22 protein-coding genes and 1 tRNA gene are annotated in these 24,868 nt (G+C 56.8%); 11 read left to right on the top strand and 12 right to left on the bottom strand.

Features of this window, described 5'->3' with window-relative positions:
• Positions 1 to 105 precede the first annotated feature (105 nt).
• The 9 genes from A9Q02_RS12035 to A9Q02_RS11995 form a co-directional block, all read right to left on the bottom strand.
• Entirely contained in the window at positions 106 to 1,302 is a 1,197-nt protein-coding gene (locus tag A9Q02_RS12035) for a DUF58 domain-containing protein (protein ID WP_097653320.1), read from the bottom strand.
• Positions 1,303 to 1,315: 13 nt separating this feature from the next.
• Entirely contained in the window at positions 1,316 to 2,902 is a 1,587-nt protein-coding gene (locus A9Q02_RS12030) for an ATP-binding protein (protein ID WP_097653319.1), read from the bottom strand.
• A 58-nt stretch (positions 2,903 to 2,960) separates the two neighbouring features.
• Positions 2,961 to 3,695 carry an SCO1664 family protein gene (locus tag A9Q02_RS12025; protein WP_097653338.1) on the bottom strand — a complete coding sequence of 245 codons (735 nt, stop codon included), beginning with the start codon at positions 3,693 to 3,695 and terminating at the stop codon, positions 2,961 to 2,963.
• A 22-nt stretch (positions 3,696 to 3,717) separates the two neighbouring features.
• On the bottom strand, positions 3,718 to 4,251 hold the full coding sequence (locus A9Q02_RS12020; protein ID WP_097653318.1) for a DUF3090 family protein: 534 nt from the start codon (positions 4,249 to 4,251) through the stop codon (positions 3,718 to 3,720).
• Entirely contained in the window at positions 4,244 to 4,924 is a 681-nt protein-coding gene (locus A9Q02_RS12015) for an MSMEG_4193 family putative phosphomutase (RefSeq protein ID WP_097653337.1), read from the bottom strand. The genes A9Q02_RS12020 and A9Q02_RS12015 overlap by 8 nt, the downstream gene beginning before the upstream one ends.
• Before the next feature lie 169 nt (positions 4,925 to 5,093).
• A complete protein-coding gene (locus tag A9Q02_RS12010; RefSeq protein WP_097653317.1) occupies positions 5,094 to 6,263 on the bottom strand; it encodes a S1C family serine protease in 1,170 nt (389 codons plus the stop codon).
• Positions 6,264 to 6,444: 181 nt separating this feature from the next.
• The gene (locus A9Q02_RS12005) at positions 6,445 to 7,713 is read right to left on the bottom strand and encodes a Glu/Leu/Phe/Val family dehydrogenase (RefSeq protein ID WP_097653316.1); all 1,269 of its coding nucleotides are present in this window, start codon (positions 7,711 to 7,713) and stop codon (positions 6,445 to 6,447) included.
• Between the two features lie 98 nt (positions 7,714 to 7,811).
• On the bottom strand, positions 7,812 to 8,657 hold the full coding sequence (locus tag A9Q02_RS12000) for a BtpA/SgcQ family protein (protein ID WP_097653315.1): 846 nt from the start codon (positions 8,655 to 8,657) through the stop codon (positions 7,812 to 7,814).
• Between the two features lie 19 nt (positions 8,658 to 8,676).
• Positions 8,677 to 9,657: a carbohydrate kinase family protein gene (locus A9Q02_RS11995; protein ID WP_097653314.1), complete on the bottom strand. Its 981-nt coding sequence runs from the start codon at positions 9,655 to 9,657 to the stop codon at positions 8,677 to 8,679.
• A 120-nt stretch (positions 9,658 to 9,777) separates the two neighbouring features.
• Here A9Q02_RS11995 and A9Q02_RS11990 point away from each other — a divergent pair, with 120 nt between their 5' ends.
• The 3 genes from A9Q02_RS11990 to A9Q02_RS11980 all read left to right on the top strand — a co-directional run bounded on the left by A9Q02_RS11990 (position 9,778) and on the right by A9Q02_RS11980 (position 13,413).
• Positions 9,778 to 12,192, top strand: coding sequence for a response regulator (locus A9Q02_RS11990; protein ID WP_097653313.1), 2,415 nt, complete (start codon positions 9,778 to 9,780; stop codon positions 12,190 to 12,192).
• Positions 12,193 to 12,376: 184 nt separating this feature from the next.
• Positions 12,377 to 13,303, top strand: a complete 927-nt coding sequence (locus A9Q02_RS11985) for an eIF2B alpha/beta/delta subunit family protein (RefSeq protein ID WP_097653312.1) — start codon at positions 12,377 to 12,379, stop codon at positions 13,301 to 13,303.
• Between the two features lie 34 nt (positions 13,304 to 13,337).
• Positions 13,338 to 13,413: transfer RNA gene (locus A9Q02_RS11980), tRNA-Arg, on the top strand.
• Between the two features lie 7 nt (positions 13,414 to 13,420).
• Here the strand turns inward: A9Q02_RS11980 and A9Q02_RS11975 are convergent.
• A complete protein-coding gene (locus A9Q02_RS11975) occupies positions 13,421 to 14,605 on the bottom strand; it encodes an MFS transporter (RefSeq protein WP_097653311.1) in 1,185 nt (394 codons plus the stop codon).
• A gap of 18 nt (positions 14,606 to 14,623) precedes the next feature.
• A complete protein-coding gene (locus A9Q02_RS11970) occupies positions 14,624 to 15,742 on the bottom strand; it encodes a DNA alkylation repair protein (protein WP_097653310.1) in 1,119 nt (372 codons plus the stop codon).
• A 341-nt stretch (positions 15,743 to 16,083) separates the two neighbouring features.
• Between A9Q02_RS11970 and A9Q02_RS11965 the strand changes: the two genes are divergently transcribed.
• From A9Q02_RS11965 to A9Q02_RS11955, 3 genes are all read left to right on the top strand, one after another.
• A complete protein-coding gene (locus A9Q02_RS11965; protein WP_097653309.1) occupies positions 16,084 to 16,467 on the top strand; it encodes a phage holin family protein in 384 nt (127 codons plus the stop codon).
• Between the two features lie 43 nt (positions 16,468 to 16,510).
• A complete protein-coding gene (locus A9Q02_RS11960) occupies positions 16,511 to 17,161 on the top strand; it encodes a polysaccharide deacetylase family protein (protein ID WP_172450910.1) in 651 nt (216 codons plus the stop codon).
• A gap of 66 nt (positions 17,162 to 17,227) precedes the next feature.
• The gene (locus A9Q02_RS11955; protein WP_097653307.1) at positions 17,228 to 18,739 is read left to right on the top strand and encodes a helix-turn-helix domain-containing protein; all 1,512 of its coding nucleotides are present in this window, start codon (positions 17,228 to 17,230) and stop codon (positions 18,737 to 18,739) included.
• Positions 18,740 to 18,747: 8 nt separating this feature from the next.
• Here A9Q02_RS11955 and A9Q02_RS11950 read toward each other — a convergent pair whose 3' ends face one another.
• Positions 18,748 to 19,689, bottom strand: coding sequence for a glycosyltransferase family 2 protein (locus A9Q02_RS11950; protein ID WP_097653306.1), 942 nt, complete (start codon positions 19,687 to 19,689; stop codon positions 18,748 to 18,750).
• A gap of 53 nt (positions 19,690 to 19,742) precedes the next feature.
• Between A9Q02_RS11950 and A9Q02_RS11945 the strand changes: the two genes are divergently transcribed.
• The 5 genes from A9Q02_RS11945 (at position 19,743) to A9Q02_RS11925 (ending at position 24,749) form a co-directional block, all read left to right on the top strand.
• Positions 19,743 to 20,810 (top strand): glycosyltransferase, encoded by a 1,068-nt coding sequence (locus A9Q02_RS11945; protein WP_172450908.1) that lies wholly within the window; start codon positions 19,743 to 19,745, stop codon positions 20,808 to 20,810.
• Positions 20,791 to 21,948 carry a glycosyltransferase family 4 protein gene (locus tag A9Q02_RS11940; RefSeq protein WP_097653304.1) on the top strand — a complete coding sequence of 386 codons (1,158 nt, stop codon included), beginning with the start codon at positions 20,791 to 20,793 and terminating at the stop codon, positions 21,946 to 21,948. Before A9Q02_RS11945 ends, A9Q02_RS11940 begins: the two co-directional genes overlap by 20 nt.
• Positions 21,949 to 22,119: 171 nt before the next feature.
• Positions 22,120 to 23,052 carry a class I SAM-dependent methyltransferase gene (locus A9Q02_RS11935; RefSeq protein WP_172450907.1) on the top strand — a complete coding sequence of 311 codons (933 nt, stop codon included), beginning with the start codon at positions 22,120 to 22,122 and terminating at the stop codon, positions 23,050 to 23,052.
• A complete protein-coding gene (locus A9Q02_RS11930) occupies positions 23,053 to 23,988 on the top strand; it encodes a hypothetical protein (RefSeq protein ID WP_097653302.1) in 936 nt (311 codons plus the stop codon).
• A gap of 20 nt (positions 23,989 to 24,008) precedes the next feature.
• Complete coding sequence (locus tag A9Q02_RS11925; protein ID WP_097653301.1) at positions 24,009 to 24,749, top strand: class I SAM-dependent methyltransferase; 741 nt, start codon at positions 24,009 to 24,011, stop codon at positions 24,747 to 24,749.
• Positions 24,750 to 24,868 lie beyond the last annotated feature (119 nt).

The raw sequence follows: 24,868 nt of genomic DNA, 5'->3' as shown, positions 1-24,868 counted from the left end.
CGCAAACGGCCAGCGAAGCTGGCCGTTTGCGCCAGCACACGCATGCTTCTTGGGGCCGCAGGCCCCAAATCCCCAGCCGGAGGCGACCCATTCCGTGGCGCTCACTCAGGGCGTAGCCACAGCAGCGCTGTGGCTACGCCCTGTCACAATCTTTACCCCTGGTACCACAGGGGCTTGCCCTGTGCCCATATAGAGCCAGGTCACCTGGTAGCCATGCGTGCGCAGGCGCAGGAGCGCGGCACGGGTGCCTTCACTGTTGACACAGCCAATCAGAAGCACGGTTGCCCCCAGAGGGAGTTCGGTTGCGCTGAGGTTGAGCAGGCGACCAATCGGCATCACTGAGTAGGTTGTCAGACGCGCCAAGGTCTCCATCATCAAGCCAAACTGGGCGGGGCTCCGTCCGGGGGGCAGGTGCGCCAGATGTTCGTGCTCGGCGGGCATGCCATTGACATAGAGGCCAACGGGATCGCGGGCTTCTAGCCCGAGGCGCGCCACCGTCGCGGCCGCACTGATCATGCGCTCGACCTGTTCAGGATCAATGCCTTCATAGTAGAATTCAAAGGTGTCGAGATCGAGAAAGATGACCAGGGTTCGCGACGTTGCGGGTTCATAGACGCGACTCTGGAGTTTCCCGGTACGGGCGGTTGCCGCCCAGTGGACATCTTTCAGCGGATCGGTCGGGCTATAGTCACGTACGCCTATGGTACGCAGCGGGTCACGCAACAGCGAGGGTGCGCGGAGATCGCCGAGCGGGTTGCGTGCGGGCAACCCAAGTTCTTCGACAGGCAAGAAACGAGGATAGACGAGCAGCGGCGTAAAGACCTCAAGGGTTGCATCGCAATCATAGAGTCCAAAGGGGTCGCCGCTGCGCAGTTGCACCGGCCCGAGGCGATAGGCACCACGGGCACGCAGGCGGATACGGTAACGCCAGACGATGCTTTCGTACCAGCGCAGGCTCGTGCGGCGCTGCAACAGATTGCTGCGCCCCAGGCGTCGTGGCTCTGTGCCACCTTCGATCTGCAGGTTACCCGGTAATTCATCGTCCACCTGCAAGCGAGCGAGGGGCAAAAGTTTGCGATTCGTGACCTTGATCGTCAACGTAAGCTCATCGCCCGGAAAAGCGCGGGTCTGGCTCAGTTGGCGTTCATACGCAACCCGCACCAGCGCCCAGCGACTCCAGATGCGGGCCAACCCGGCCGTCACGAGCAGCATGCCCGTCAAGAGGGCCAGACTCGTTTGCCCAAAGATGAGGGCGCCCAGCAGAACAAAGCCGAGCAGCGTCAACGTTGCCTGTTGAAACATCTCTCGCTCTTCGTTATTGCGGCGTAGCTTCGTCGGCTAACTTACGGCGTCCGAGGGGCAACGTAAAGCTAAAGCGCGAACCTTTGCCAATTTGGCTCTCGACCCAGATGCGACCACCGTGGGCCTCGATAATCGCACGGGTGAGAAAAAGCCCCAGCCCCGAGCCCTGGGTTTCACGCCGGAGGCGCGTATCAATCCGGTAGAAACGGCGAAAAATCGCTTCTTGCTCTTCTGGGGCAATGCCGACCCCCTGGTCGCTTACATAGCAGATGGCGTGGTTCCCATCGGGCCATCCGCCAATGCGGATCATGCCCCCTTCGGGGCTGTATTTGACTGCATTCGAGACCAGATTGGCGAGCACCTGGCGGATGCGCTCATAATCCCCCTGCACCGGCGGCATATCCTCGGGAAACCGCAACTCGAACTCGAACTGTTCGCCAGCCGTAGGGGCAAAGCTCCGCACCACATCGCTGGCAAGGATCGGCAACGGGAAATCTGCTATCTCAAGCCGCGTCCCATCGGCCATCAAACGCGACACATCCAGGAGATCCTGGATCTGACGAGCAAGGCGATCCGCCTCTTCCTCGATCACGGCCAGGCCATCGCGGTACTGTTGCGCACTGAAGGTGGCATCGTCGCGTCGCAGGGTTCCAGCATAGCCTTTAATAATGCTCACCGGGGTTTTCAACTCGTGTGAAATCACCGAAATGAACGTACTCTGCAACTCTTCGTCTTGCTTCTGCGCGGTAATGTCACGGATATTGGCAATTGCCCCGAGAAACTGACCCTGACTACTGCGTTGCGGCGCATAGCGGCTCTGCACAAACAGTGACCGGCCATCACGGGTAAACATACGCCCCTCGACCACAGGATTTGTCGCAAAGGGCAAGCGTTGGAGGGGGCAATCAGTGAGACAGATATTGATACCCTGCCCATTTTCAATTGCGAGCACCTCGGCACAGGGGCGCCCGAGCGCCTCTTCGCGACTCCAGCCTGTCAAAGTTTCCATCGCCTTATTAAACGTCGTAATGCGCCAGCGGCTATCAATAATCATCACCCCATCAGCCGACTGTTCGATCATGGCATCGAGGCGTTGCTTCTCGCGCAGGACACTCTGATAGAGGCGCGCATTCGAAACGGCAATCGCCGCTTGGTCGGCAAAATCCTGCAGCACCTGCCGATCATCAGCCGAGAAAGCCACATTGAGTGCCGCCCGGAAGACATAGATCACCCCGACGGGCGTATCGCGGAGAGTCAGAGGCAACGCAATCATCTGGCGCAGGGTCAAACCAGTATCAGCCGCCACTTCGCGCAGGAGCATGTCGCCACGGCGTCCAAGCTCAGACGGCGGCAGCGTCAAGAGGCGGGCAAAGGCCGGCCATTCATTCCGCGGCAAGCCTGACGAGGCCCGGATGCGCAACTCATCACCGGCCTCTTCATCATAGAGGGCAATGAGGCCCGATGTTCCCGCCGTCATCTCGACGGCATAGCCAATCGTCAACGAGAGCACACTCAGCAGATCGAGCTGTGCGGTCATCGCCCGGCTAATCTGGAGCAGATATTCGCGCTGGAGCAAACGATGATCGCTAGAATTGAGCATAATCCCTAGCTTTGCGCCCTTGCGCCCTTGCGTCAACCTTCTTTGCAAAGCATGGTGTCTAGACAGGGGGCCAGGGCACGTTAGGGCCAGGGCCAGGGGCTGGAAAGACGCCAGTGGTGATCAAACGATCTAGGCGACGGCGCAAGGCGCGCATCTCACCCTTGTCGAGCAGACCATCAAGGACGGCAACTACATCATCCTCAGCCTCAAAGCGGCTACGCAGGCGACACAAGCCATCGAGCACATCAGGCGGCAAGGGTTCACCAACAAAATCCCAGATCACCGTGCGCAGTTTTGGCTCGACATGAAAACAGAGGCCATGATCAATTGCCCAGAGCCGTCGATCCGAACCTTTGAGGCAGTGTCCACTCTTACGATCGGCATTATTTACCAGACAATCGAAGGCACAGAGCCGACGGATGGTCGCGTCATAGCCACCCTCTTTGAGCATGGTGAAGAGATGCGCCTCTTCATCATTGGAAATAAAGAGTTGCAGTGTACCCACGCCATACGGCCCATCACGCACGACGGTTGGGGGCACAAGCCCGAAGCCGAGGCCCTCAGAGATTACATAGGCAGCGGCCTCACGTTTATAGAGGGTTCCGCGTGGGAAATCCCAGAGCGGGCGCTCACCGCGTTTTGGTTTGTAGATTCCGAGTAACTCGAGACCATCGTATTGTATGGTTGCAAGCAGGGTATAGTTGCTACTATACGGCATCGAAGCGGCAACCTCAAGCTGTCCTGAAGCAAGTGCCTCAAGCACGCGGGCAACGCTAACTTCTTGTGGTTGCATCTCTTTGTCCATAGGTAACTGCCTACTGTGTGGTCATGACGGGGCCGTGACCGTTACGTTGGGGGCAGAAATGTCCGACGGGATCGATTGGGCGCCCACAATTGCCACAAATAGGGCGTCCTGCGGCGACCACCTGGGCTGCGTGGATCGCAAGGGCGCGCATCTGAGGGCGTGATGCCGATAATCGTGCCGTTGGGGGCTCGCTCTCGTCATCGCCTTCAAGCCCTTGCACCAGCAATATCACGAGATCCCGCTCGGCATCATAGCCAAGGCCCATCTGCGCCACCCGGAATTCTGGTTCAAGCGGCTCTTCAAGGCTCATATCGGCGACAAAGAGATCGTCCGATGTCGTGAGGCGTGGATTTTTTTCGGCAAGCGTATCAAGTAAACGCGAAATAGCCTCGGCCAGGGCACGCACCTGCTCCTTCTCGGTAGCCAGGGTAATCAAGCGTGCCCCACGGCGGGCCTGCACGTAAAAGACACGTTGTCCACGAGGGCCTACTGCCCCTGCGGTAATACGCTGTACGGCGTCCAGGTCATACGTAAATTCAGACATGCTCCTGCTCTACAGCTGGGGCTGAGTCATTGGCATCACCAGATGCCGATGGCTCAGGCGGCGGGACAGGTTTTGGTCGTAGATGTTCAAGCGAACCAGTATCATTGAGTGCAAGCAGGCGTGGTCCCATTGGTTCAAAGGCAATGGCATTCAGTGAACATGGATTGATGATCAGGCGCTGAAAGAGATCAATATGTATGCCAACGTAATAGGCAATTGCGAGCTTAATCAAATCAGCATGGGAACAAACGGCAATGATCTCTTTGGGATGCTGAGCACGCAACCCATCAAGGGCCTGCACCATGCGCATCTGCGCTTCGCCAATTGATTCGCCGTTGGGAAAGCGGGTACCACTAGGATAGTACTGTACCCCCGGCCACAACTCGTGTTTGTACAACTCTTTCAGTTCGGCACCTTGCCATTCACCATAGCGTACTTCGCCAATCCCTTCAACCAGGCGTAGAGGCAAGCCACGCGGCTGAGCCAGGGCGGTTGCGGTCTCAACGCAACGTTCAAGGGGACTGGTATAGCATGCGACAATGGGCAGATCACCAAGTCGCTCACTCAGGGCAACGGCTTGGCGTTTACCCTCGTCATTCAAATGCACCCCGGGCGTCCAGCCCGCCAGCCGACCATGCACCCAATCATTGGTGCCGTGCCGGATCAGCAGCATCAAGGTCACATCCTACTCCTTGGTCTTGGTGATTCTTCATATGTATGATACCACAAACCAGAGGGCAACGTCCTCTGGTTTTTTGGTGTAGCACCCCCGCCCGGGCGGGGGTGTCATCAGGTTGTCCTCCTCAGGACAGGTGAAACCCTTGGAAGCGGCAGCCTGAACGTCAACGTACGGTAGGTCGTTCGCCTAGGACAACGTCAAGCGTGATTTCGGTTCCATCACGCAAGACCGTGACCTTGACGGTCTCACCAGGCGTGTGGCGCAGCAGTAACTGGCGCAACGAGGTGTTGTAGTCGATGCGTACGCTGTCAATGGCGGTAATAATGTCGCCCTCACGGATGCCTGCACGGTCTGCGGCACTGCCAGGCTCGACTGCGGCCTGCCCACGAAGCCCGCTCTGGATGAAGGCACCATTTTGCACAGGCAATTCAAACTCGGCGGCCACATTGCCATCAATGGGAAGATAACGTACGCCGAGAAACGGATAACGCACTTCGCCCGTCGTGATCAGCTGATCCATCACACTACGAAAGATCGTACTTGGCACAGCAAACCCGAGGCCTTCGACCGGCGCACTTGACCCGAAATCAAAGTCACTCCGGACAACAAGGGTGTTAATGCCAACTACTTCGCCATTGAGGTTGATCAACGGCCCACCACTGTTGCCACTGTTGATGGCGGCATCCGTCTGAATCAAACCCTCCATCGAGCCAACCGAACGATTGAGCGCACTCACCACCCCAGACGTAACTGTGTTGCGGAAGTTGCCCAGGGGGCTGCCGATCGCCAGCACTTGCTCGCCGGGTTGCAGGGCTGCTGCGTCGCCAATCTTGGCTACCGCCGGCATATCGCCGTTGACCCGAATAATCGCAATATCGTTGAGCGCATCGGCACCAATTAATTCAGCTTCGCGGCGGCTGCTATCAGCAAAGACGACGGCAAGCTGTGTCGCCCCTTGAATAACGTGGTTGTTGGTGATGATGTAACCATCTTCACTCACAATCACCCCACTACCACTGCCCATACCAGTGGCACTACGGTTGAGCACCGTCACGACTGCAGGGCCTACTTGTTGCACCGCAGCGACCGCAGGACTAAGCGTCGTATTTGGCGCGCTACGTTCGGCCTGAACGGTCGGTTGCGTAGCGAGTTCTGTCGTTGCGAGGTCGGCGCGTACCGGCTGAGCCAGCATTGTGCTGGCGGTAGCCTGTTGTCGACTGACCATAAGGGCCGTAAAACCACCAGCAACCGCACCACCACCAATGCCAATAAAGAGACCAAGCAAGAGCATCACCAGGAGTAGCAGCGGATTTGTCCTATATGATTGTTCCATAAGCCACCTACCTTAAGCTTTATTTCTGTTTTGATTGGTTTCAGTATGCACCAGCAGCCTGAGCAGCAATTTAAGTTTGCATAAGAACAGGATGAGAAAACGGGTCTGGGTGGCAACAAAAAAGCCAGCTTAGCTGGCTTTTTTGTTGCCACCCACCAGATCAAACGGCAATGCCCGGTGCCTACGGATAGATTCCCCGGGTTGCAACGGCATCGGCGACGCGGCGTACCGCAAGCGCACCGGCAGCGGTCCGCAGCGATATCTGATGCTGTTGGGCCATCTGGACAACCTGGTGGAACGAGCGCTGCATCACCCGTTCGAGTTGCGCATTCACTTCACGCTCAGACCAGAAGAATGACTGGAGCCCCTGCACCCATTCAAAATAGCTTACCGTCACCCCTCCAGCCCCGGCCAGAATATCAGGCACAACCATAACCCCCTGGTCAAAGAGGATCTCATCGGCTTCAGGGGTGGTCGGGCCATTGGCTGCTTCGGCAACAATGCGGGCGCGCACATGGGGTGCCCGGGCACTATTAATGCTCTGCGCCAGGGCCGCAGGAATGAGAATATCGCAATCAAGCTCGATCAGGGTCGCATTGCTGATCTGGTCGCCCTCGGGATAGTCGACGACACTGCCGGTTGCTTCTTTGTGCAAGGCAACAGCAGCAGGATCAAGCCCACGTGGATGATAGACCCCTCCCTGGCTATCACTCACAGCGACGATAGTCGCACCAAGTGCATGCAGCATACGGGCGATGCTTGCACCGGCGTTGCCAAAACCCTGGATGGCGACCCTGGTTTGGGCAAGGTTCATCCCCGCGTGTGCGACTGCCTCAATCAAGATATAGACGAGACCGCGTGCGGTTGCTTCGTGACGGCCCTCAGAGCCACCTATTGTGAGCGGCTTGCCTGTGACAATCGCGGGGACGGTATAGCCCTGGTGCATCGAGATCGTATCCATAATCCAGGCCATAATCTGTGGGTTTGTGTTGACATCAGGGGCGGGAATATCACGATCAGGGCCAATCACCAGACTGATCTCGCTGGCATACCGTCGGGTCAGGCGCTCGATTTCATGCTGCGAAAACTGCTTTGGATCAACGATCACGCCGCCTTTGGCCCCGCCATAGGGCAGATGCGTCACCGCACATTTCCACGACATCCACATTGCCAGCGCACGCACTTCATCGAGCGTAAGCGACGGATGATAACGGATGCCGCCCTTGGTTGGCCCACGCGACAGGTTGTGCTGGACACGATACCCTGTGAACATGCGGGTCGTGCCATCATCGAGTTTGACCGGAAAGTTGACGCTCAGTTCGCGCTGGGGGACGCGCAAAATGCCGCGTAAGCCAGCGGGCAGGTCAAGCAGATCGGCCGCACGATCAAATTGACGCTGGGCTATCGTAAACAAATTCTCGGTCGTGTCTGGCAACGTTTCAAACACCATTGGTTGCATGCTCCTCGTCACTGAGTAGGTTCGACACCAGTTAGTGGCATCTTCTTTGATGCCCAATGTCCTTATTGTACCACGCGGCTGCGGGGTGATCAGCGGGTGGCCTCAACAAAACGACGAACACGCTCTACATCAACAGGATTAGCGATCGCTCCCTCTGCTTTGATGCTGCTGCCCACAATGACCCCATCCGCGATCTCCATAAAGGCACCAATATTCTGTTCGTCAGTGCCTGAACCTAGCAAAATGGGCGTTGTCCCCGCACATTGTCGTGCCTCACGGAGCTTGGCGAGATCAGGCGCATCACCCGTCATGCGTCCTGAGACAATCAGCGCATCGGCCCCAAAAAAGCGTGTCCATTCAATATGGGTTGCCAGATCAATCCCTGGAAAACGCACCGAATGTTTTTTATCCACATCGGCAAAGATCTTGATCGACTCGGCCTCGAGCTCGGTGCGTCGGCGCAAGAGATCCGCCGCACACCCTTCGTCCCACGAGCCGGCGTCCCAGACCCCCGCCCCAGTAAACATACAGACACGGATGAAATCGGCCCCGGCCGCGATGGCAATCGCGAGCAATGCGACGCCACCGTTATGCACCAGGTTAATGCCGAGGGGCAACTCGGGAACTGCTTCACGCACGGCACGCGCAACCACCGCATGGGCCGCAATGCTTTCGGGTTGCACATGGGGGCCAGCGCGAAAGGGAATATCCCACATGTTTTCCACAATCAACCCGTGACAACCGCCTTCGGCCAGCGCGGTGGCATCACGCACGGCATGTTCAATAATCGTTGCCATGCCATAGCCGCGATAACCAGGCGCCCCTGGCAGGGGCCAACAGTGAACCATACCAATGACCGGTCGTGGGGTCGTAAAAACCTCACCCAAATGGGTGATCCGCAGGGCGTCAAGGCGTTCTTTCCAGTATGGAGCCATAGCGCACGTTCCTTTGTCGTTAGATTCCAGAGGAGACCGGGGCCAGCAGATAGTGCAGACCATAGGTGAGACGCATGGCTAATTCCGAGCGAGTCGGAATAGCATCAGCAGCCCCTGAACGGGTTGCCGTCAGCGCCCCCATGGTGTTTGCCAGGGTTGCACACTCGCGCATCTCGGCTCCGCGCAGATAGGCCCAGGCATACGCAGCCGCAAAGGCATCACCGCACCCATTCGTGTCAACAACCTTGATCGCCGGCGGCAACACATCGAGCCGCCCGCTCCTCTCGGCAATGCTGCATCCCTGGGCACCTCGTTTGATCACAACGTGCGCTACGCCGTGTTGCAACAGGTGATCCAGCGCTTGCTGGAGGCTCATACCGGGCAAGAGCGCCCGTAGTTCGTCCTCGTTCATCGTCAACAACCAGAGCTGGGGCAGCATGGCGAAGAGAAGGTCACGAGCCAGCCGAATCGCCGGTAGGCAGAGATCGAGGGCCACGGGAAGAGCGCGCTCAACAGCCAGTTGGGCCAGTTTCAGGGCCGCATATTGCTGCGAACCTTCCAACAGGGCATGAGCACAAAGAAAGAGCAAGCCGCATGTATCAAGCAGATGTGTTGGCAAGGCCTCGCCTTGATAACGCAGATTAGCCCCGCGAAAACTAACAAAGGTGCGCTGCCCTCCCGGCGAGATAATCACCCCACAGAGGCCGGTGGCAACCTCGCTGTCGGTTTGCACCCAGCGCAGATCGAGGCCCGCTTTGCGTGCGGTCGCTTGCACGACTTCAGCCGCCGGATCATGGCCTATCCGTCCAAGTAAGGCGACCTGTGCCCCAAGACGGCTGAACGCAATCGCACTATTCAAACCGGTTCCGCCACTGTGCCAGCGCAGACGTTCAGCCGAAATATCACCACCCTCATCAGGAAATGATGGCACAATAAAGCTAAGATCTGCGTTGATATCACCGAGCACAAGGACGGTCGCTCCTGCTTGTTCAGGTATCATATCTCTCAGCCATTCTTATGAGGTTTTATCTTGCTGCTGACGCTGACAGTAGTGTACAATTGACTCCTCAGATCGGCAACTCGCGAGGGTCTTGACCCAGGTTTTGAGCACAAGCGCCTTATGGAAGAAATTCTGATTATTGATGACAGTGAGCAGATTACTGACTTGCTGGCAAAATATGTCTTGCCCGAACTGGGTTTTCGTTCGATTGTGGCGCACACAGGTCGTCAAGGTCTCCAGCAGTTGCGTATGCGCTTGCCGGATCTGATCCTGCTCGATCTGCAATTGCCTGATATCAGCGGGCTCGATCTGTTGCGTTTGATCGCGCAAGAGGGCTATGATGTGCCGGTTATCTTGATGACCGCACACGGCTCAGAGAATATTGCGGTCGAAGCCTTTCGGCTTGGGGCACGCAACTATCTGATCAAACCCTTTTCTGATACCGAAGCTCGGGTAGCCATTGATCAGGCCCTGCGTGAGCGTCGCCTCCGTCGTGATAAAGATCGCCTGACCGTTTCGCTACAGCAACGTGTGCAGGAATTGACCGTGCTCTATCGCATTGGCAAGTCAGTGACTGGGCTGATGGATCTTGAGCAGTTGCTTGAACGGATTGTGGAAGCTGGTGTCTACATTACGCAGGCCGAAGAGGGCTTCCTGCTTCTGTATGATCCCGAACATCAAGAACTCTACCTGCGTGCCGCCAAGAACCTCGGCGATCAGCGGGCCCAACGCTTGCGGATGCCGGTCGGTGATACCCTCGCTGGTCAGGTCGTCCGGACGGGTAAGCCGATCCGTCTTGATCAAGCCCGCGCAGGCTTTGCGCTCAAGGTCAAAACCGGGTTTCTTGTGCGCGCTATTCTGCAAGTTCCGTTGATGGTGGGCGATCAGGTGATTGGGGTTCTTGCCGTTGATAACCGGCAAGCTGATCGGACGTTTTCTGAGAATGATCAGTATCTCCTGGCGACCCTGGCTGATTATGCGGCCATCGCTATTGAGAATGCCCGTCTCTATGAAGAGGTGAAACACTCGGAACAGCGCTATCGCGATCTCTTTGCCAATGCGTATGACATGATCTTTTTGCTTGATCGCGATGTATGCCTGACGAGTATCAATAAGGTCGGTGAAGAACTGATCGGTATGTCGTGCGACGCTTTACTCGGACGATCCTTGCAGTCATTTGCGACCCCAGAGTCGTGGCATGAGGCTTGGCCTTCGCTTAAGGCCCGGCTTGAGGGCCAGCCCGGCCAACCCTTTGAGCTTGAATTGGTCGCAACCAATAATGAATCGATTTACCTGGAGGTTTCAACCCAGGTGATCATGAATGGGCACGGGATCAAGGGGTTGCACTGCATTGCCCGTAATCTCACCGAACGCCGCCATCTTGAACAACAGTTGATCCAGTCGGAAAAACTCTCGGCGATTGGTCAACTCGTGGCTGGTGTGGCTCACGAGTTGAATAATCCACTCACCAGTGTCAGTGGCTATAGTCAACTCTTGTTGCGCGATCCCGCGTTGCCTCATCAGATACGCCAGGATGTTGAGCATATTCGCACGCAGTCTGAACGGGCGGCCAAAATTGTGCGCAATCTGTTGATTTTTGCCCGTGAACACAAACCCGAACGCTCGATGGTTGCGCTCAATGCGGTCGTGGAGAGTGCCCTCGCTTTGCAACAGTATCAACTCAAGGTTGATACTATTTCGGTGGCCCTTGAGCTTGATCCAAACCTTCCCGAGACCGTCGCCGATCCCCACCAGTTGCAACAGGTACTCCTCAATCTGATCACCAATGCTCGCCACGCGATGCTCGAAAAGGTCAGTCCGGGGACGCTGACGTTGCGTACCAGGTTGAAAATGCGTAGCGATGGCGAAGCAGTGATCCAGCTTGAAGTTGAAGATACTGGCATTGGTATTTCTCAACCATATCTCCAAAAAATCTTCAACCCTTTTTTTACGACCAAAGCGATTGGTCAGGGAACCGGCTTGGGCCTGTCGATCTGCTTTGGGATTATCCAGGAGCACCAGGGCCATATTTGGGCCGAAAGCCAGGAGGGTATGGGCACGGTGGTCAAGCTTACCCTTCCCGTGCGTACGATGGAAGTAGCGCAACCCACTGCTCTTCCCGCTCTTCCTCCTAGCCCGACCGCCTTGCTGAAGCCTTCGCTCAAGATCCTGGTAGTTGATGATGAAGAGCCGGTGGTTGAGTTGTTGACGCGCATGCTCGAAGATCTGGGCCATGCTGCCGTTGCCGTCACCAGTGGTACCGCAGCCCTCGAAGTTTTCCAGCGCGAGACGTTTGATCTGATCCTCTCAGATGTGAAAATGCCGGTCATGAATGGCTTTGAGTTGCTTGCTGCCTTACGTCAGCTTGATCCACAGGTTGCTGAGCGGATGATTTTTGTGACCGGTGATACCGTGAGTCCGCTGACGTATGCCGAGTTCAAAGAGGGCCTCTATCGGTTCCTCGCGAAACCGTTTACGATTGAACAGCTTGAGCAGATCATCGCCTCGGCGCTGAACCTTCGCACCCCTTTCTAATGATCTTCCCAACACCCAATCTTCCTCTTTTGTTGTCAACCTTTACACAATCCGCTAGCTTTTTATCCCTGTGCAACCGACAAAATTGTGGTATGGTAAAAATACGCATGGTTTCGTCAAACTGAAGTTCTTCTTGTGCTGTAGCTGTATCCGATCAGATTGTTGCTCACACAGGGAAGGTGTTGTGGATAAGTTTACTGCACAGGCAGTGGCGACGATTGTCGATGATAACATCTCGGGCGCGGTTGAGATTGCTGACAAGAGTGCCGAGTTGCTCTCTCGTTTGATGCGCAACGATCAGTCAACGACGATCACAGCCTTGGAACAGAATGTCCTTGATGTTGGAGGTACATTGATCAAAGCCCATCCAACGATGGCGCCTCTCGTGAATTTGATCAATGCGCTCCTATGGGCCGTGACGTCCACCGATGAGGTTCAACAGGCTCGCGCCAGGGCTGTCGAAACCGTCCATGATTTTAAGCGCCGTTTGCATGTCCACGAGGCGGCTATTGCTGAGACCGCCCTGCGCTTGATCCCCGAAGAGGGTCAGATTGTGACGAATGGACGCAGTACCACGGTTTCTGCCGCCCTGCGCCATGCCCAGCGCGCCGGTCGCCGTATCAAGGTTGTGTGCGCTGAGGGCCGTCCGGCCTGTGAGGGGCGCAGCCTGGCGACCGAACTGGCTGAAATTGGCTTGCCTGTGACGCTTGTTATTGATGCGCTGGCGGTCATCTTTGCTGCCCAGGCGCAACTTGTGCTGGTAGGGGCCGACTTCCTTGATGCCCAGGGCCTGGTGAATAAAGTTGGTACGTATGCGATGACCCTGGCCGCAGGGGCGAGTGGCGTGCCCGTCTATGCGCTCTGTGGCAGCGAAAAATTCTTGCCTCCGGGCTACCATCCGCCACCTCAGGCACGCTGGCCTGGCGAGCAAGTGTGGGATGATCCCGCGCCCGGGGTCAAGGTTGAAAACCTCTATTTTGACCGCACCCCGCTTAATGCCTTGGCAGGTATTGTGACCGAACAGGGCATCCAACCTTCGGTTGGCATTGAGGCATGGTTGGCCGCGACCCGTTTGCATCCTGCGTTGAGCGATCTGCCAGGTAGATACTGATTATAAGACCCGTGGTATTATAATCGAGCTATGTGGGGCTGTAGCTCAGGGGATAGAGCACCCGCCTTCTAAGCGGATGGTCGTGCGTTCGAATCGCACCAGCCCTGCCACACGTGTTCAGATCTTGATGCGCCAATTGGCGATCAAGGCGACCCCAAAGGCCGCCAGACAGGTCGCTACAACCCCTATCCAGCCGAAGGCTTGCCAGGCCAACCCCGGCACAACTGCCCCTAGGGTGCCCCCAATGTAGTAGAAGACGAGGTAGAGCGCCCCGGCCCCGCCTTTGGCTTGTTTGGCCAGGGTGTTGACGAGCGCCGGCGCGATCGCCTGCGCCGTAAACATGCCGGTACACAAAATAAAGAGGCTGACGGCGATCAATGGCAAGACGGGGATCAGCGTAAGGCTGAGCCCGAGCATCGCAATGAGTAGACCCAGCGTAATCAGGGTGCGCCGCGAAATGCGGTTCGAGAGGCTCCCTGCGATGGGTGAGACTAGGACACCCGCTAGATAGCTGACATAGGCAAAGGCGACCATGGTCGTTGAGAGGAGGAATGGTTCGCCGGTCAGGTAAAAGGGGAGAAATGTAAAGGTGCCAATAAACCCGAAGAAGAGTGCGCCACCGATCATAAAGGCACTGAAGAGTTGTGGGTTATTGATGTGGGCAAACATTGCTCGGTAGGCCTGCCCCCATCCTCCCGACTCTCTCACGCGATCCTCGGGTAACAAAAAGGCCAGCAGGAGGGCACTGACCATCGTGAGCAGCGCAAAGATGACGAAAACTTCGCGCCACCCGGCCAGATCGGTAATGATGCCACTTGCGACACGCCCCACTAATCCGCCGGCAACATTGGCTGCGACCCATCCGCCGACAACTTTGCCCAGCGCGACTGGCCCGACGAGATCGCCCAGGTACGCTACGGCTACCGCCGTTAAGCCGGGAATGCAGAGCCCTTGCAGCGCACGAAAGAAGAGCATCTGCTCGAAACTGGTCGCAAAGGCCCCGAGCATCGTCGGGAGACTCAAGAGGGCGCATGTTGCCACCATCACCGATTTGCGTCCGATCATATCGCTCAACGGCCCGTACGCTGTTGAACCAAGCGCAATCATGACGACAACTGCCGAAATGGTGAGCCCAGCGGTCGAAGCCGTGACCTGAAATTCTTCGGCAAGCAACGGGAGGATCGGCTGGGTCAGATACATGTCTGAAAAGACGACCGTTGCGGCGACATAGAGCGCAAACATCGTCCAACGCAGATCCACCTGGGTTGATGAAGTGGCGAGATTAGGGATGGGTTTTGGCATCAGGTTTGGTTTGCATCCTTATGCTTGCTCGAGCATAAATGTGACGTCTCCAATGATTGCCCCATTGACTTGCAGTTCGATCTGATGTGCTCCTGGATAATAGCGCCGTACCGACACTGGCGCAAAAGAGTGCCTACGAGTCAGGGTGAGGGTCGCCCCTGGTTCAAGGATGCGTGTGGCCCATTTGAAGACTTTGCGTCGTCGTTCGCCACGTGCGCCAACTAGATGCAGGATATAATCAATGACCAGTTGCTGTGGACGGATACTTGTACTTTCGATCTGCACGGCAAGATGCAGGATGCCTCCAAGCGGCACGGTCGTCGGCGTCACGGTGAACGCGATGAACTTTACTTCGGGTGAGGCAGCCCCGAGGATCTGCAGCGCCTCGGGATGACCTTGCTTGACGAGGGTGCGCAGGGCGTGGCGAATCAACGCGAGGCGTTGTGTATCGGCACCTTCGCGCCAACGGCTGAGCGTTGCCACAACGCGTTCGGGGTGATCTTTGGCAAGATCATTGAGATGATTGGCGACCGAGCGGCGGACGTAGGCTGAAGGATCGTCTTTGAGGTGCTCAAGCAAGTCGAGGACAGGTGTCGGATCGACGATAAACTGATCGAGACGGGTGGCCCACGGTAGACGCGGGCGGGTTCCTTCGCTGACGAGACGACGGACATGGAAACTCTCGTCGGTGGCCCACTGATGCAGCTTTGCGAGCACCGCATCAGGATAACGCACCAGAAAAGGTCGAATGGCAAATTCAGCGGTGTGACGCTGCGTAAGCGCATGCATCGCAGCGAGCGACGCCTCAAGATGATCCAGGCCATACAGTTCAATAAAAGCCGCCACTGGCATCAGATACCAACCATCATTGAACATACCCTGATCTTCGCGATGGGGTGGCCCGAGGGTCGCCAGCAAGAGCGATAGCGCCGTAGGATAATCTCTAGGAAGATGATCGCGTAGGGCCTGGGCAAAAATCGTTACGCGAGCCTTTAATTCAAGTGGCGCAAGCTGAGGGACGATCTGTGCCACAAACGCTTCCGCAGGAAACGTGGGTGCAACAACGCTGAGGCGTGTCGCCAGATCGTGAGCCAGTTGTTCATCAAAAGAGTCTTTGAAGCGCTGTCGCTCGGTCATCACAGAGTTCCTTCCCTCTCGGCTCTATTATACTGAATAGTTTGTGAAGTAAGTTTGCTGATATTTTGTCACCCTGAGCGGAGCGAAGGGTCTCAGGCGTTCAGACGGCACAGATGCTTCGCTGCGCTCCTAAGCAACAACATCTCATACTCGGAGCGCAACGGCTCCACGGTCGTTGCGAACGGCGGACGATGGTCGTTGCGAACGGACGGAGGCTGAGCCTGTCGAAGCCCCCGTTGGTATCAAGAAACGTAGGTTACACACAACTTATACACACCTTCCCCACTTTTGCGGTATGATATGTGCTGGCGGCGTAGTTCGCTCACAGAAAGGATGCAGAGATGCAACTTTTGTTGCGCTGGCTCATCACGGCAGCATCGCTGGTAGTCGCGGCCTGGACGGTGCCCGGGATCAATATTACCGACCAGAATGGCTGGTTTGCCGTGCTGGTCATGGCTGCGGTTTTTGGTCTGGTCAATGCGTTTATTCGACCATTGCTGACGCTCCTCTCTTGTCCACTTGTCATGTTGACGTTGGGGCTCTTTACGCTGGTGATCAATGCCATCTGTTTTAGCTTCTCGGCGTGGATCGCCTCAAGTTTTTTTGGGGCAGGTTTCACTGTTGATGGCTTCTTCGCGGCGTTGTTAGGGTCGATCGTGGTGAGCATTGTCTCGTTCCTTCTTTCTATCTTTCTCCCCGACGCCAATGAGCAAAAGAGGCGTTAGGCCAGGCTGGGCCGAGCTGTTTCAGACCTATGCAGCCACGTCGTTGAATGATGCGACGCGGCTGCTTGATCGTCATTTCCCCGAGATCTTGTGGATGGGCGACCAATCGCGCCTGCAAATAGCGCTGAGTTATGATGATGGGCCGCATCCCGAGGATACACCGGCGCTGCTCGAGGTGCTGCAACGCCATCGGGTTGTTGCGACCTTTTCATGGCTTGGTGAACGGGTCAAAGCGCATCCCGAGTTGGTTCAGGCCGCCGCCGCCGCTGGCCATCAGTTGATGGTTCACGGCTACCGCCATCGCTCGTTTCTGCTCGAAAACCAGGTGGCCTTGCACGGGATGCTTGATGAGACGCGCGATCTGCTGGCGAAGTATAGCGGGCGTGACCCTGCGACGATCACGAGTGTGCGCCCTCCCTTTGGTCACTTCAGTGCCTCGCTGATCCAGGCTTTTCGCACGTGGGGCTATCAGCCGGTGCTCGGCAGCATTATGCCCGTCCACTGGATGCAACCGGCAGCGCTGAGCATTCGCCAGGTCGTTGCGCAGGCCGACGCTGGCGCATTGATCGTGTTGCACGAAGCCCTGGCTGGCCCTTCGGTCGCGACGCTGACCGACGCCATCCTCAGTGCCCTCACTTTGAAGGGCCTTGAATTCGTCACGATTGACACGCTGCGCCAGAACCGACAGCGCTGACAACTTGCCCACGATGTCTGCTCATGCTATGATCACGAGGATAGACTCAGCACATAGAATGGCACCATGACCAACGACATCCAGATTAGCGAGCGTGAGCGCGAAATTTTGCGTCTTGTCGCAACCGGGGCAACCAATCAACAGATCGCCCTGCAGCTGAATATTAGCATCAATACGGTCAAAGTCCATCTGCGCAACATTTTTGGCAAGATCGGGGTCGTCTCGCGTACCGAGGCAACCGTCTATGCGATTCGCAATGGGCTTGTTTCGGCGACGCATAGTGATGCCCCAGAGTTCCTGCTTGAGGTGGATGTGCCTCAGCCACAAATCTTGGCCGAGCCAGTCACGACGGTTACGCCGCTTGAGGTTGACCCTGCGTCTCCAGTTGATGCCCCTCGTCTTGAGTCAGAGCCAGATCTTGCCCCTGTCACCCCAGTTTTTGCTGTGACCAGTCCGCAAGTTACGCCTATTGATGAACTGGCCGAGGCGAACAGCGTTGCCTCGGCCCCACGTACGATCCCTCGCTCAACGAATCTGGGTGTGCTGGTAGGCACCTTGGTGCTAGTGGTTGTGCTTGGCCTGGTGGGTTTTGTGGTCTGGTCGGGGCGCAATATCGCAGAACCGTCGGCGCCTGTGGTTGCCACTGATCTTCCTGGCTCGGCGGGAACAATGCAGCAGGGTTCACACGAACGCTGGATTACGCATGCGCCGTTGCCCCGCCCACGCCATAACCTGGCGCTCGCAGCCTATGATGTGGATGGTCGCATCTATGCCATCGGTGGGATGCAGGACGATCAGCCGCTTGCCTTGCTCGACCGATACGATCCTCAGACAGGCCTCTGGGTTTCGCTGGTCGATAAGCCAACCGCAGTAACCGAAATAGACGCTATCGTGCTGCGGGGTAAAATTTATGTCCCCGGTGGCGAAACTGTCGGCGGAGCGGTCAGCAATGTGCTTGAAGCCTACAACCCGCGTGAGCAGCAATGGGAAGTGTTGAGTTCGCTGCCTGAGCCACGGAGTCGTTATGCGCTGACGGTCTGGGAAGGTCGGATCTACGTGATTGGCGGATGGAACGGTCAGCGGCTTGTTGAAGACGTGTTCATCTATGATCCCGAGCAAGATAGCTGGTCACGGGGTGTCTCCTTGCCTTCAGGTCGCCAGCATGCCAATGCAACGACCCTGGCTGGCCAGATCTATCTGGTAGGTGGCGAAGGCGCGAGTGGCCCTTTGCGTGACACGCTTCGCCTTGATCCCGGGGCCGACAATGGCGGTCGATGGGAAGGCAAAGCGCCGATGCCTATTGCCATTGCCAAGCCCGGACTTGCGGCGGTGATCAATACCTTGCTTGTCTTTGATGACGATGCCCAGGCCGCCTGGCAGTATAATCCGGTTGCGGATGCCTGGTCGACCTATACGATGCCCGAGATTGCGTTCCAGGCGAGTGATCTGGTGCTTTTCAATACCAGCCTCTTTTTTGTCGCCGGTGCCGATGCGTCGCCCCCAGGCGCCGTTGGCGAATACCGGGTCATCTTTACAATCTTTGTCCCGAGCCGCGCCACCGAGCCGCTTCTGCCGTGAGCAGAACCCTACTCATGCGTCACCCCAAGCACTGGCCCACGCAATGGGCGCAGCCGATACCCATCGAGCATCCCTCGCCACAGCCAGAGTGCCGGCTGCCAGTCGCCACGAAGCAGATCGCCCCCAGCTTTCACTGCGGTGCTCAGCAAGAGATAGCTCAAGGTCAACGTCGGTGAGCGCCCATGGGGATAGCGACGGTAAAAGCGCCCGCGTCCCCAGGCAAAGGTATACCGACTAGCAGGTTTGACTTTGTTGGCACTGAGCGAGACGCGATGCCACATCCGTGCGGCGGGGATGCACCAGATCTCGTACCTGGCTTTGCGCGCCCGTTGACAGAAATCGGCGTCCTCGAAGTACATGACGTAGGTAGGATCGAGCAAGCCCACGTGCTCAAAGACCTCGCGGCGTACAAGCATGGCACACCCGGTCACATAGTCAGCAGGGAAGGGTTGCCCTCCTGTCCGACGGATCTCGCGTAGGCCCAGGTTGACGGGCACGGGAAAGCGGGGATGCTGGCGTGCGCCGATCTGCCAGAGGCGTTCGGGCGCATCATAGTAGTAGATCGCCGGCCCGAGAATGCCGGCTTGTGGCCGTTGTTGCGCTGCCCCCAGCAACGTCGCGAGCATGGTAGATTCCACAACCGTATCATTATTGAGCAAGAGGATCGAACCCGCCCCGGCGCGCAACGCTACCTCAATGCCGGCGTTCATCCCCCCGGCAAACCCACGGTTTTCTGGCAACGCCACCAGTTCTACCTGATCGGGAAAGTGATGCCGGATCTGGTGCAGGGAATCATCAGTTGAGCCATTGTCTACCACCAGAAGATGTACCTCGGGCAGCGCAGCGGCTTGGAGTGACTGCAGGCAGGCGATTGTATCCGCAGGTAAATTCCAGTTGAGCACAACCACATAGAGCGGAAGAAGTTGGTCGGGGACGGCGGGTGAGGCCACGAGCGTTGCCTTTACCCTGCAACTGAGCTATAATGGCCGTCGCAGGAGGATGTATGCGAGTACTGTTCGTATGTGGACGTGAGCCAGAATATGTCCGTAATCAGATTATTTTGAAAGCACTTCAGCAGCATGCTGAGGTGATTGCAATTACTGATAGTGGCAAGAATTATATCATACGTCACGTACGGCTTTTTTTTAAGGTATTAATGCATCGTAAACCTCACGATATTGTTTTTGTAGGGTTTTATGGTTACCTCCTTGTCCTCCTGATGCGTTTATGTACGCGGAAGCCTATTGTTTTTGATGCGTATCTCTCGACTTTTAACACGCTTTGCCTTGATCGTCGTGTGATCAAGCCTGATTCATTCGCCGGACGTATGATCTTTTTGATGGATCGTCTGGTTTGTCGCATGGCCGATGTCGTTGTTCTCGATACTCAGGCCCACTGTGCGTATTTTACTCGGTTGTATCATTTACCCCCCGAATTATTCCGGGTACTCTACCTTGGATATGACGAAGAGATCTTCTTTCCCCGCCCTGCGCCAGCCGAGCACCCTTTCAAGGTCTTTTATTATGGCTCATTTCTGCCGTTGCAGGGCATTGAATATATTGTTCAGGCCGCGAAATTGCTTGAAAACGAGCCTGAGATTGTCTTTCAAATCGCGGGTGAGGGTCTTCGGTTTGGTGAGATCCGCGCCCTGGCTGAGTCACTTGGATGCACTAATATCGGCTTTATGGGCTGGGTTCCCTACCACAAACTGCCCGAGGCTATCGCCGAGGCGTCAGTTTGCCTGGGTGGGCATTTTTCTGATAATAGCAAAGCCCAGAATGTGATTGCCACCAAGACCTATCAGTTTTTAGGGATGGCCCGACCGACGATTGTTGGCAATAATGCCGCCAATGCCGAAATCTTTGTTCATGGCGAGCATGTCTATATGTGTGAACTTGCGAATCCCCAGTCGCTGGTTGATGCGATTTTGACCCTGCGCAATGATCGCGAGTTACGCGAGAAGATTGCCTGGGGTGGCTATTCTCACCTGATCGAGCGCTATAGCATTGCCCGAATTGGCGCTGTGCTCAATGATATTTTGATGGAAGTCCATGCGCCTCTGTCTGATTAGCCTCGATGTTGCTCCAGTACGGTCGTCGGGCCTCGCTGTCTATGCTGAACGGCTGGCTGAACGGCTGGTTGCTGGTGGACACGAGGTGACTATGGTGGCCGCACGGCGCCCCGGGACGCTGCCGCGGACGGTGACGGCGGGCATGGTGGTTGAGCGGGTTGCCATTGGCCGCTCCGACTGGATTGGCTATGGGTGGCACGCTGCTCGGCATGTCGCGCAGCAACACGCTCGGCAACCGTTTGATTTTGTCCATTTTCTCGATGTGCATTTTGCCTGGGCCTACCGCGGACCGTTTGTTGCGAGTCTGCTGCAATCTTTTCACCAGCGGCTTACCGCTGATAATGGTCAGCCCTATGCTTCGTCGGTGGCGAATCGCGCTTTTCGCCGGGTGTACTATACAACGGCGATGCATCTGCTCGAACGGCCAACCCTCTACCGTGCCCGTGCTTTGGTCTCACTCAGCGAGGCGACACGGCAGGAATTCGTGACCCACTATGGCCTATCCGAACGTGCGATTGCCCTCACCCCCGAGAGTGTTGATACGGACTATTTTGCTCCTCAGCCAGTTGCCCGGGTTGAGCCTTTGCGTCAGCAACTTGGGCTCCAAGGGTGTCGGGTCTTGCTCTATGTGGGCTTTTCCAACCCGCGCAAAGGGCTAGAGTATCTCGTTGCCGGACTGGATGCCCTGCCTGATGATGTGCGCCTGGTCATTGTTGGTCAGTGGGACGCGGCCTATCGGCAGAAGGTCATTGAGGCTGCTGGAGGAGCCTGGAACCGGGTGGTTGAAGTTGGCAGTGTGCCCGATGCCTTGATGCCGGTCTACTATGCGTTGGCGGATCTGGTTGTCTTGCCTTCATTGCTTGAAGGCTTCGGGTTGCCCGCCCTCGAAGCGCTGGCCTGTGGGACGCCACTTGTTGCCACGCGGGCCGGCTCGCTCCCCGAGGTGATTGGCCCATGTGGCCTGCTGGTGTCACCACGGGATACGCCTGCCCTTGTCGAGGCCATCAGCAGTCTCTTGGCTGATCCGACCAGACGGGCCGCGCTGTCTGTGGCTGCTCGTGCCCGTGCATGCAGCCATTTTTCAGCCGAGCGCGCATATGAGTCGATTATGAACGTGTATAATGCAAGCGGTGGATGAAGCGGTCGCCTCACACAACACGTTATACCAGTTACCGTTGAGTAGGCCGCATTGTCACCCTGAGTGAAGCGAAGGGTCTCAGGCTTCTCGACGGCAGAGATGCTGAGCTGCGTTCAGCATGACAAAGCGGTACCTTCAAGCGTAATTGGTAGTAGGAGATGCCCGGCAACGATGGAAACGACTGCATGCTTGCTCTGTGGTGCAACTGAGGCTCGTCACCGCTATACCCTGCCCGATGCGTTGTTGGGGTTGCCTGGAAGCTTTACCCTGGTGGAATGTGCCGCATGCGGCCTGCTCTATCAGAATCCGCGCCCCGATCCCAACGAGATCAGCTTCTACTATCCTCCTGAATATGATCCTTTTGTTCCCCCACCCTGGGCCAACCCCAGCCTGCTGCAAGGCATGCTGCACCTCTATGGCTTGAAAAAACGGTGGCATCTGGTCGAACGTCACGCGCCATCGCGCCCTGGCAAACGCAGGCTTCTCGATGTCGGTTGTGCCACCGGCGTCTTTCTTGGTACGGGTAGCGCTGCCTGGCAGACGGTTGGGGTTGAATTGAGTGTCGACGCGGCGCGGCAGGCCCGTGAACTCTTTGGGCTTACGGTGCATCAGGGTACGCTCGAGGAGGTTGCCTTGGAAGGTCAGACCTTTGATGTGATCACGATGTGGGATGTGCTCGAGCATCTGTATCAGCCGCAGGCAACCCTGCAACGGGTGCGCGAACTCCTGGCACCTGATGGCATCTTTGTGGCCCGTGTACCTAACCTTTCGGCCTGGGATGCTCGTTTATGTGGCCGCTACTGGGCCGGGCTCGATCAGCCGCGCCATATGTTTATCCCTGATGAACGTACGCTGACGCAGATGCTCAATCAGGCTGGCTTTCAGGTACGCGAGTTGATCTGTTTGGGCAGTACGTACCAGGTGATGATGTTGAGTTGGCGCTTCTGGTTGCGTCAACATGTACGCAACGAGATCCTGCAGCCAGTTGCCCAGCGTGCCCTGGAAAATCTTCTTGTGCGCACGGCGCTTTTGCCCCCACTCTGGGTGATTGACCGTAAACTTCACAAAGGCGCGGTGATCACGGTCGTCGCCCAACCGGTATAAATGATGCTAACAAGCTTGTGGCAACGTGGGCGTACCATCTGGGATAAGCCCCAGTCACGCCGAATTATTGTAGGAGGGATGCTCGCTGCGGCTCTGGCGGTCATCCTGATCACGATTGTGCGTGACTGGCGATCCCTCGTAACCTATGACTGGCAATTTGATGCGGTCTATCTGGGTTTGAGCAGTGTGGCCTACACCGGCTCGTTGGCTGTGGCGGTCATTGCCTGGGGCGTCGTGATGTCGGCGCTCAATGTGCGCGTCGGCTGGCGTGACCATGGACGCTTTTTTCTTTATTCGTGGATGGCGCGTCGCTTACCTACGCCTGCCCCGTTTGTCGCGAGTCGTGTCCTGCTCTACGAACAGGTCGGGGTTGCGCGGCGGATGACGCTGCTTGGGATGCTCTGGGAACAGATTCTTTTGATCGCCTCGGGTGGTCTGCTTGTTGTGATGCTTTTTCCCTTGACGCCCTTACTGAATGGCAACATCCCCTTGCTGCCAGTGGCGCTGGTGGCGCTGGTGAGCCTTGTGGTGGCGGTGCGTCCGATGCTGCTGGTGCGCCTGTTGAACCTGATTCTCAAGCGCTGGAAGCGTGAACCGCTGACCCAGTTTCTTGGTTTACCGGCCACGCTGCTGGTCGTGGGCTTGCATATGCTTGTCTGGTTGAGCGGGGGCTTGATCCTCTTTTTCCTGGTGCGTTCGATCTATTTGATCGAGTGGTCAATGTTACCAGTTCTGGTTCAGATCTGGGTTGCCAGCGGGTTGGTTGGGGCGCTCTCTTTTCTGATTCCGATCGGGTTTAGTTTTCGTGATCTCAGCATGGTCGTCTTGTTGACCCTGATTGTGCCGCTCTCTGTTGCCTTGATCATCGCCTTGCTGATGCGCGTATGGATTACGCTGAATGAGCTCTTCTGGGCGCTGGTTTTTTCACGCTGGTAGAGCCTGAGTTTGAGGTGTGTATGTCGTGGTATCCCATTGAAATCCGTCACACGCCGACGGAAGTAGCCGAACAAGCGGCGTATGATACGATCTATCGTGACCGTGGTCTCCATCAACGCGACTCGCTCTATCTCTGGTTTCTTGATCTGGTACGGCGCGCTTCGCCGCCGCCGGGTCGTTTGCTTGATGTGTCGTGTGGTGAAGGCGATTTTCTGCGCTTTGCGCAGCGGGCTGGATATGAGGGTATGGGCATTGACTTCTCGGTGGCAGCCCTGCATCAGCTTGATCCGCGCGGGGGGGCGGCGATTCCGTTGGCCGCCTCGAATGCCCAGCGGTTGCCATTTGCCGATCATGCGTTTGATCTGGTCACCAACATTGGCAGCCTCGAGCACTATTTTGCTCCTGAAGAGGGTGTGCGTGAAATGGCCCGGGTGCTACGCCCCGGCGGCACTGCCGTGGTCTTGTTGCCCAACGCCTTTGGCTTGTTTGGCAACATCTGGCATGTCTTGCGGCACGGTGAGGTCTTTGATGATGGGCAGCCATTGCAGCGGTATGCTTCACGTGGGTCGTGGCAGCGCTTGTTAGCCGATCATGGTCTGCGCACGCAACGTGTTGTGGTACTCGAACGCCCGCTGCCCCGCACGAACGCTGACTGGCAGTGGATGCTGCGACGACCACACACCTTTGTACGCAGCATCATCGCGCCCTTGGTACCGATCAATCTTGGCGATCTGCTGGTCTTTGTCTGTACACCAGCATAATAGTTTGCTCAGAAATAATCTGCGACCCTAGACCTCACAGGTCTGTCAGACCTGTGAGGTCTGGTCTGGCAGAAGTGGAAATACGTCTTTAGCAAGCGCTAAAAGCCACTAATACTTTC

It is taken from the genome of Candidatus Chloroploca asiatica (assembly GCF_002532075.1).
Taxonomy (GTDB): Bacteria; Chloroflexota; Chloroflexia; order Chloroflexales; family Chloroflexaceae; genus Chloroploca; species Chloroploca asiatica.
Note: the sequence above shows the minus strand (reverse complement) of the source record. Positions and strands in the feature narration are given on the sequence as shown.

Bases quoted from the DNA above. Each gene is read 5' to 3' on its own strand.
- A9Q02_RS12035 (WP_097653320.1), bottom strand. From the start codon at position 1,302: ATGTTTCAACAGGCAACGTTGACGCTGCTCGGCTTTGTTCTGCTGGGC.
- A9Q02_RS12030 (WP_097653319.1), bottom strand. From the start codon at position 2,902: ATGCTCAATTCTAGCGATCATCGTTTGCTCCAGCGCGAATATCTGCTC.
- A9Q02_RS12025 (WP_097653338.1), bottom strand. From the start codon at position 3,695: ATGCAACCACAAGAAGTTAGCGTTGCCCGCGTGCTTGAGGCACTTGCT.
- A9Q02_RS12020 (WP_097653318.1), bottom strand. From the start codon at position 4,251: ATGTCTGAATTTACGTATGACCTGGACGCCGTACAGCGTATTACCGCA.
- A9Q02_RS12015 (WP_097653337.1), bottom strand. From the start codon at position 4,924: ATGCTGCTGATCCGGCACGGCACCAATGATTGGGTGCATGGTCGGCTG.
- A9Q02_RS12010 (WP_097653317.1), bottom strand. From the start codon at position 6,263: ATGGAACAATCATATAGGACAAATCCGCTGCTACTCCTGGTGATGCTC.
- A9Q02_RS12005 (WP_097653316.1), bottom strand. From the start codon at position 7,713: ATGGTGTTTGAAACGTTGCCAGACACGACCGAGAATTTGTTTACGATA.
- A9Q02_RS12000 (WP_097653315.1), bottom strand. From the start codon at position 8,657: ATGGCTCCATACTGGAAAGAACGCCTTGACGCCCTGCGGATCACCCAT.
- A9Q02_RS11995 (WP_097653314.1), bottom strand. From the start codon at position 9,657: ATGATACCTGAACAAGCAGGAGCGACCGTCCTTGTGCTCGGTGATATC.
- A9Q02_RS11990 (WP_097653313.1), top strand. From the start codon at position 9,778: ATGGAAGAAATTCTGATTATTGATGACAGTGAGCAGATTACTGACTTG.
- A9Q02_RS11975 (WP_097653311.1), bottom strand. From the start codon at position 14,605: ATGCCAAAACCCATCCCTAATCTCGCCACTTCATCAACCCAGGTGGAT.
- A9Q02_RS11970 (WP_097653310.1), bottom strand. From the start codon at position 15,742: ATGACCGAGCGACAGCGCTTCAAAGACTCTTTTGATGAACAACTGGCT.
- A9Q02_RS11965 (WP_097653309.1), top strand. From the start codon at position 16,084: ATGCAACTTTTGTTGCGCTGGCTCATCACGGCAGCATCGCTGGTAGTC.
- A9Q02_RS11955 (WP_097653307.1), top strand. From the start codon at position 17,228: ATGACCAACGACATCCAGATTAGCGAGCGTGAGCGCGAAATTTTGCGT.
- A9Q02_RS11945 (WP_172450908.1), top strand. From the start codon at position 19,743: ATGCGAGTACTGTTCGTATGTGGACGTGAGCCAGAATATGTCCGTAAT.
- A9Q02_RS11940 (WP_097653304.1), top strand. From the start codon at position 20,791: ATGCGCCTCTGTCTGATTAGCCTCGATGTTGCTCCAGTACGGTCGTCG.
- A9Q02_RS11935 (WP_172450907.1), top strand. From the start codon at position 22,120: ATGGAAACGACTGCATGCTTGCTCTGTGGTGCAACTGAGGCTCGTCAC.
- A9Q02_RS11930 (WP_097653302.1), top strand. From the start codon at position 23,053: ATGATGCTAACAAGCTTGTGGCAACGTGGGCGTACCATCTGGGATAAG.
- A9Q02_RS11925 (WP_097653301.1), top strand. From the start codon at position 24,009: ATGTCGTGGTATCCCATTGAAATCCGTCACACGCCGACGGAAGTAGCC.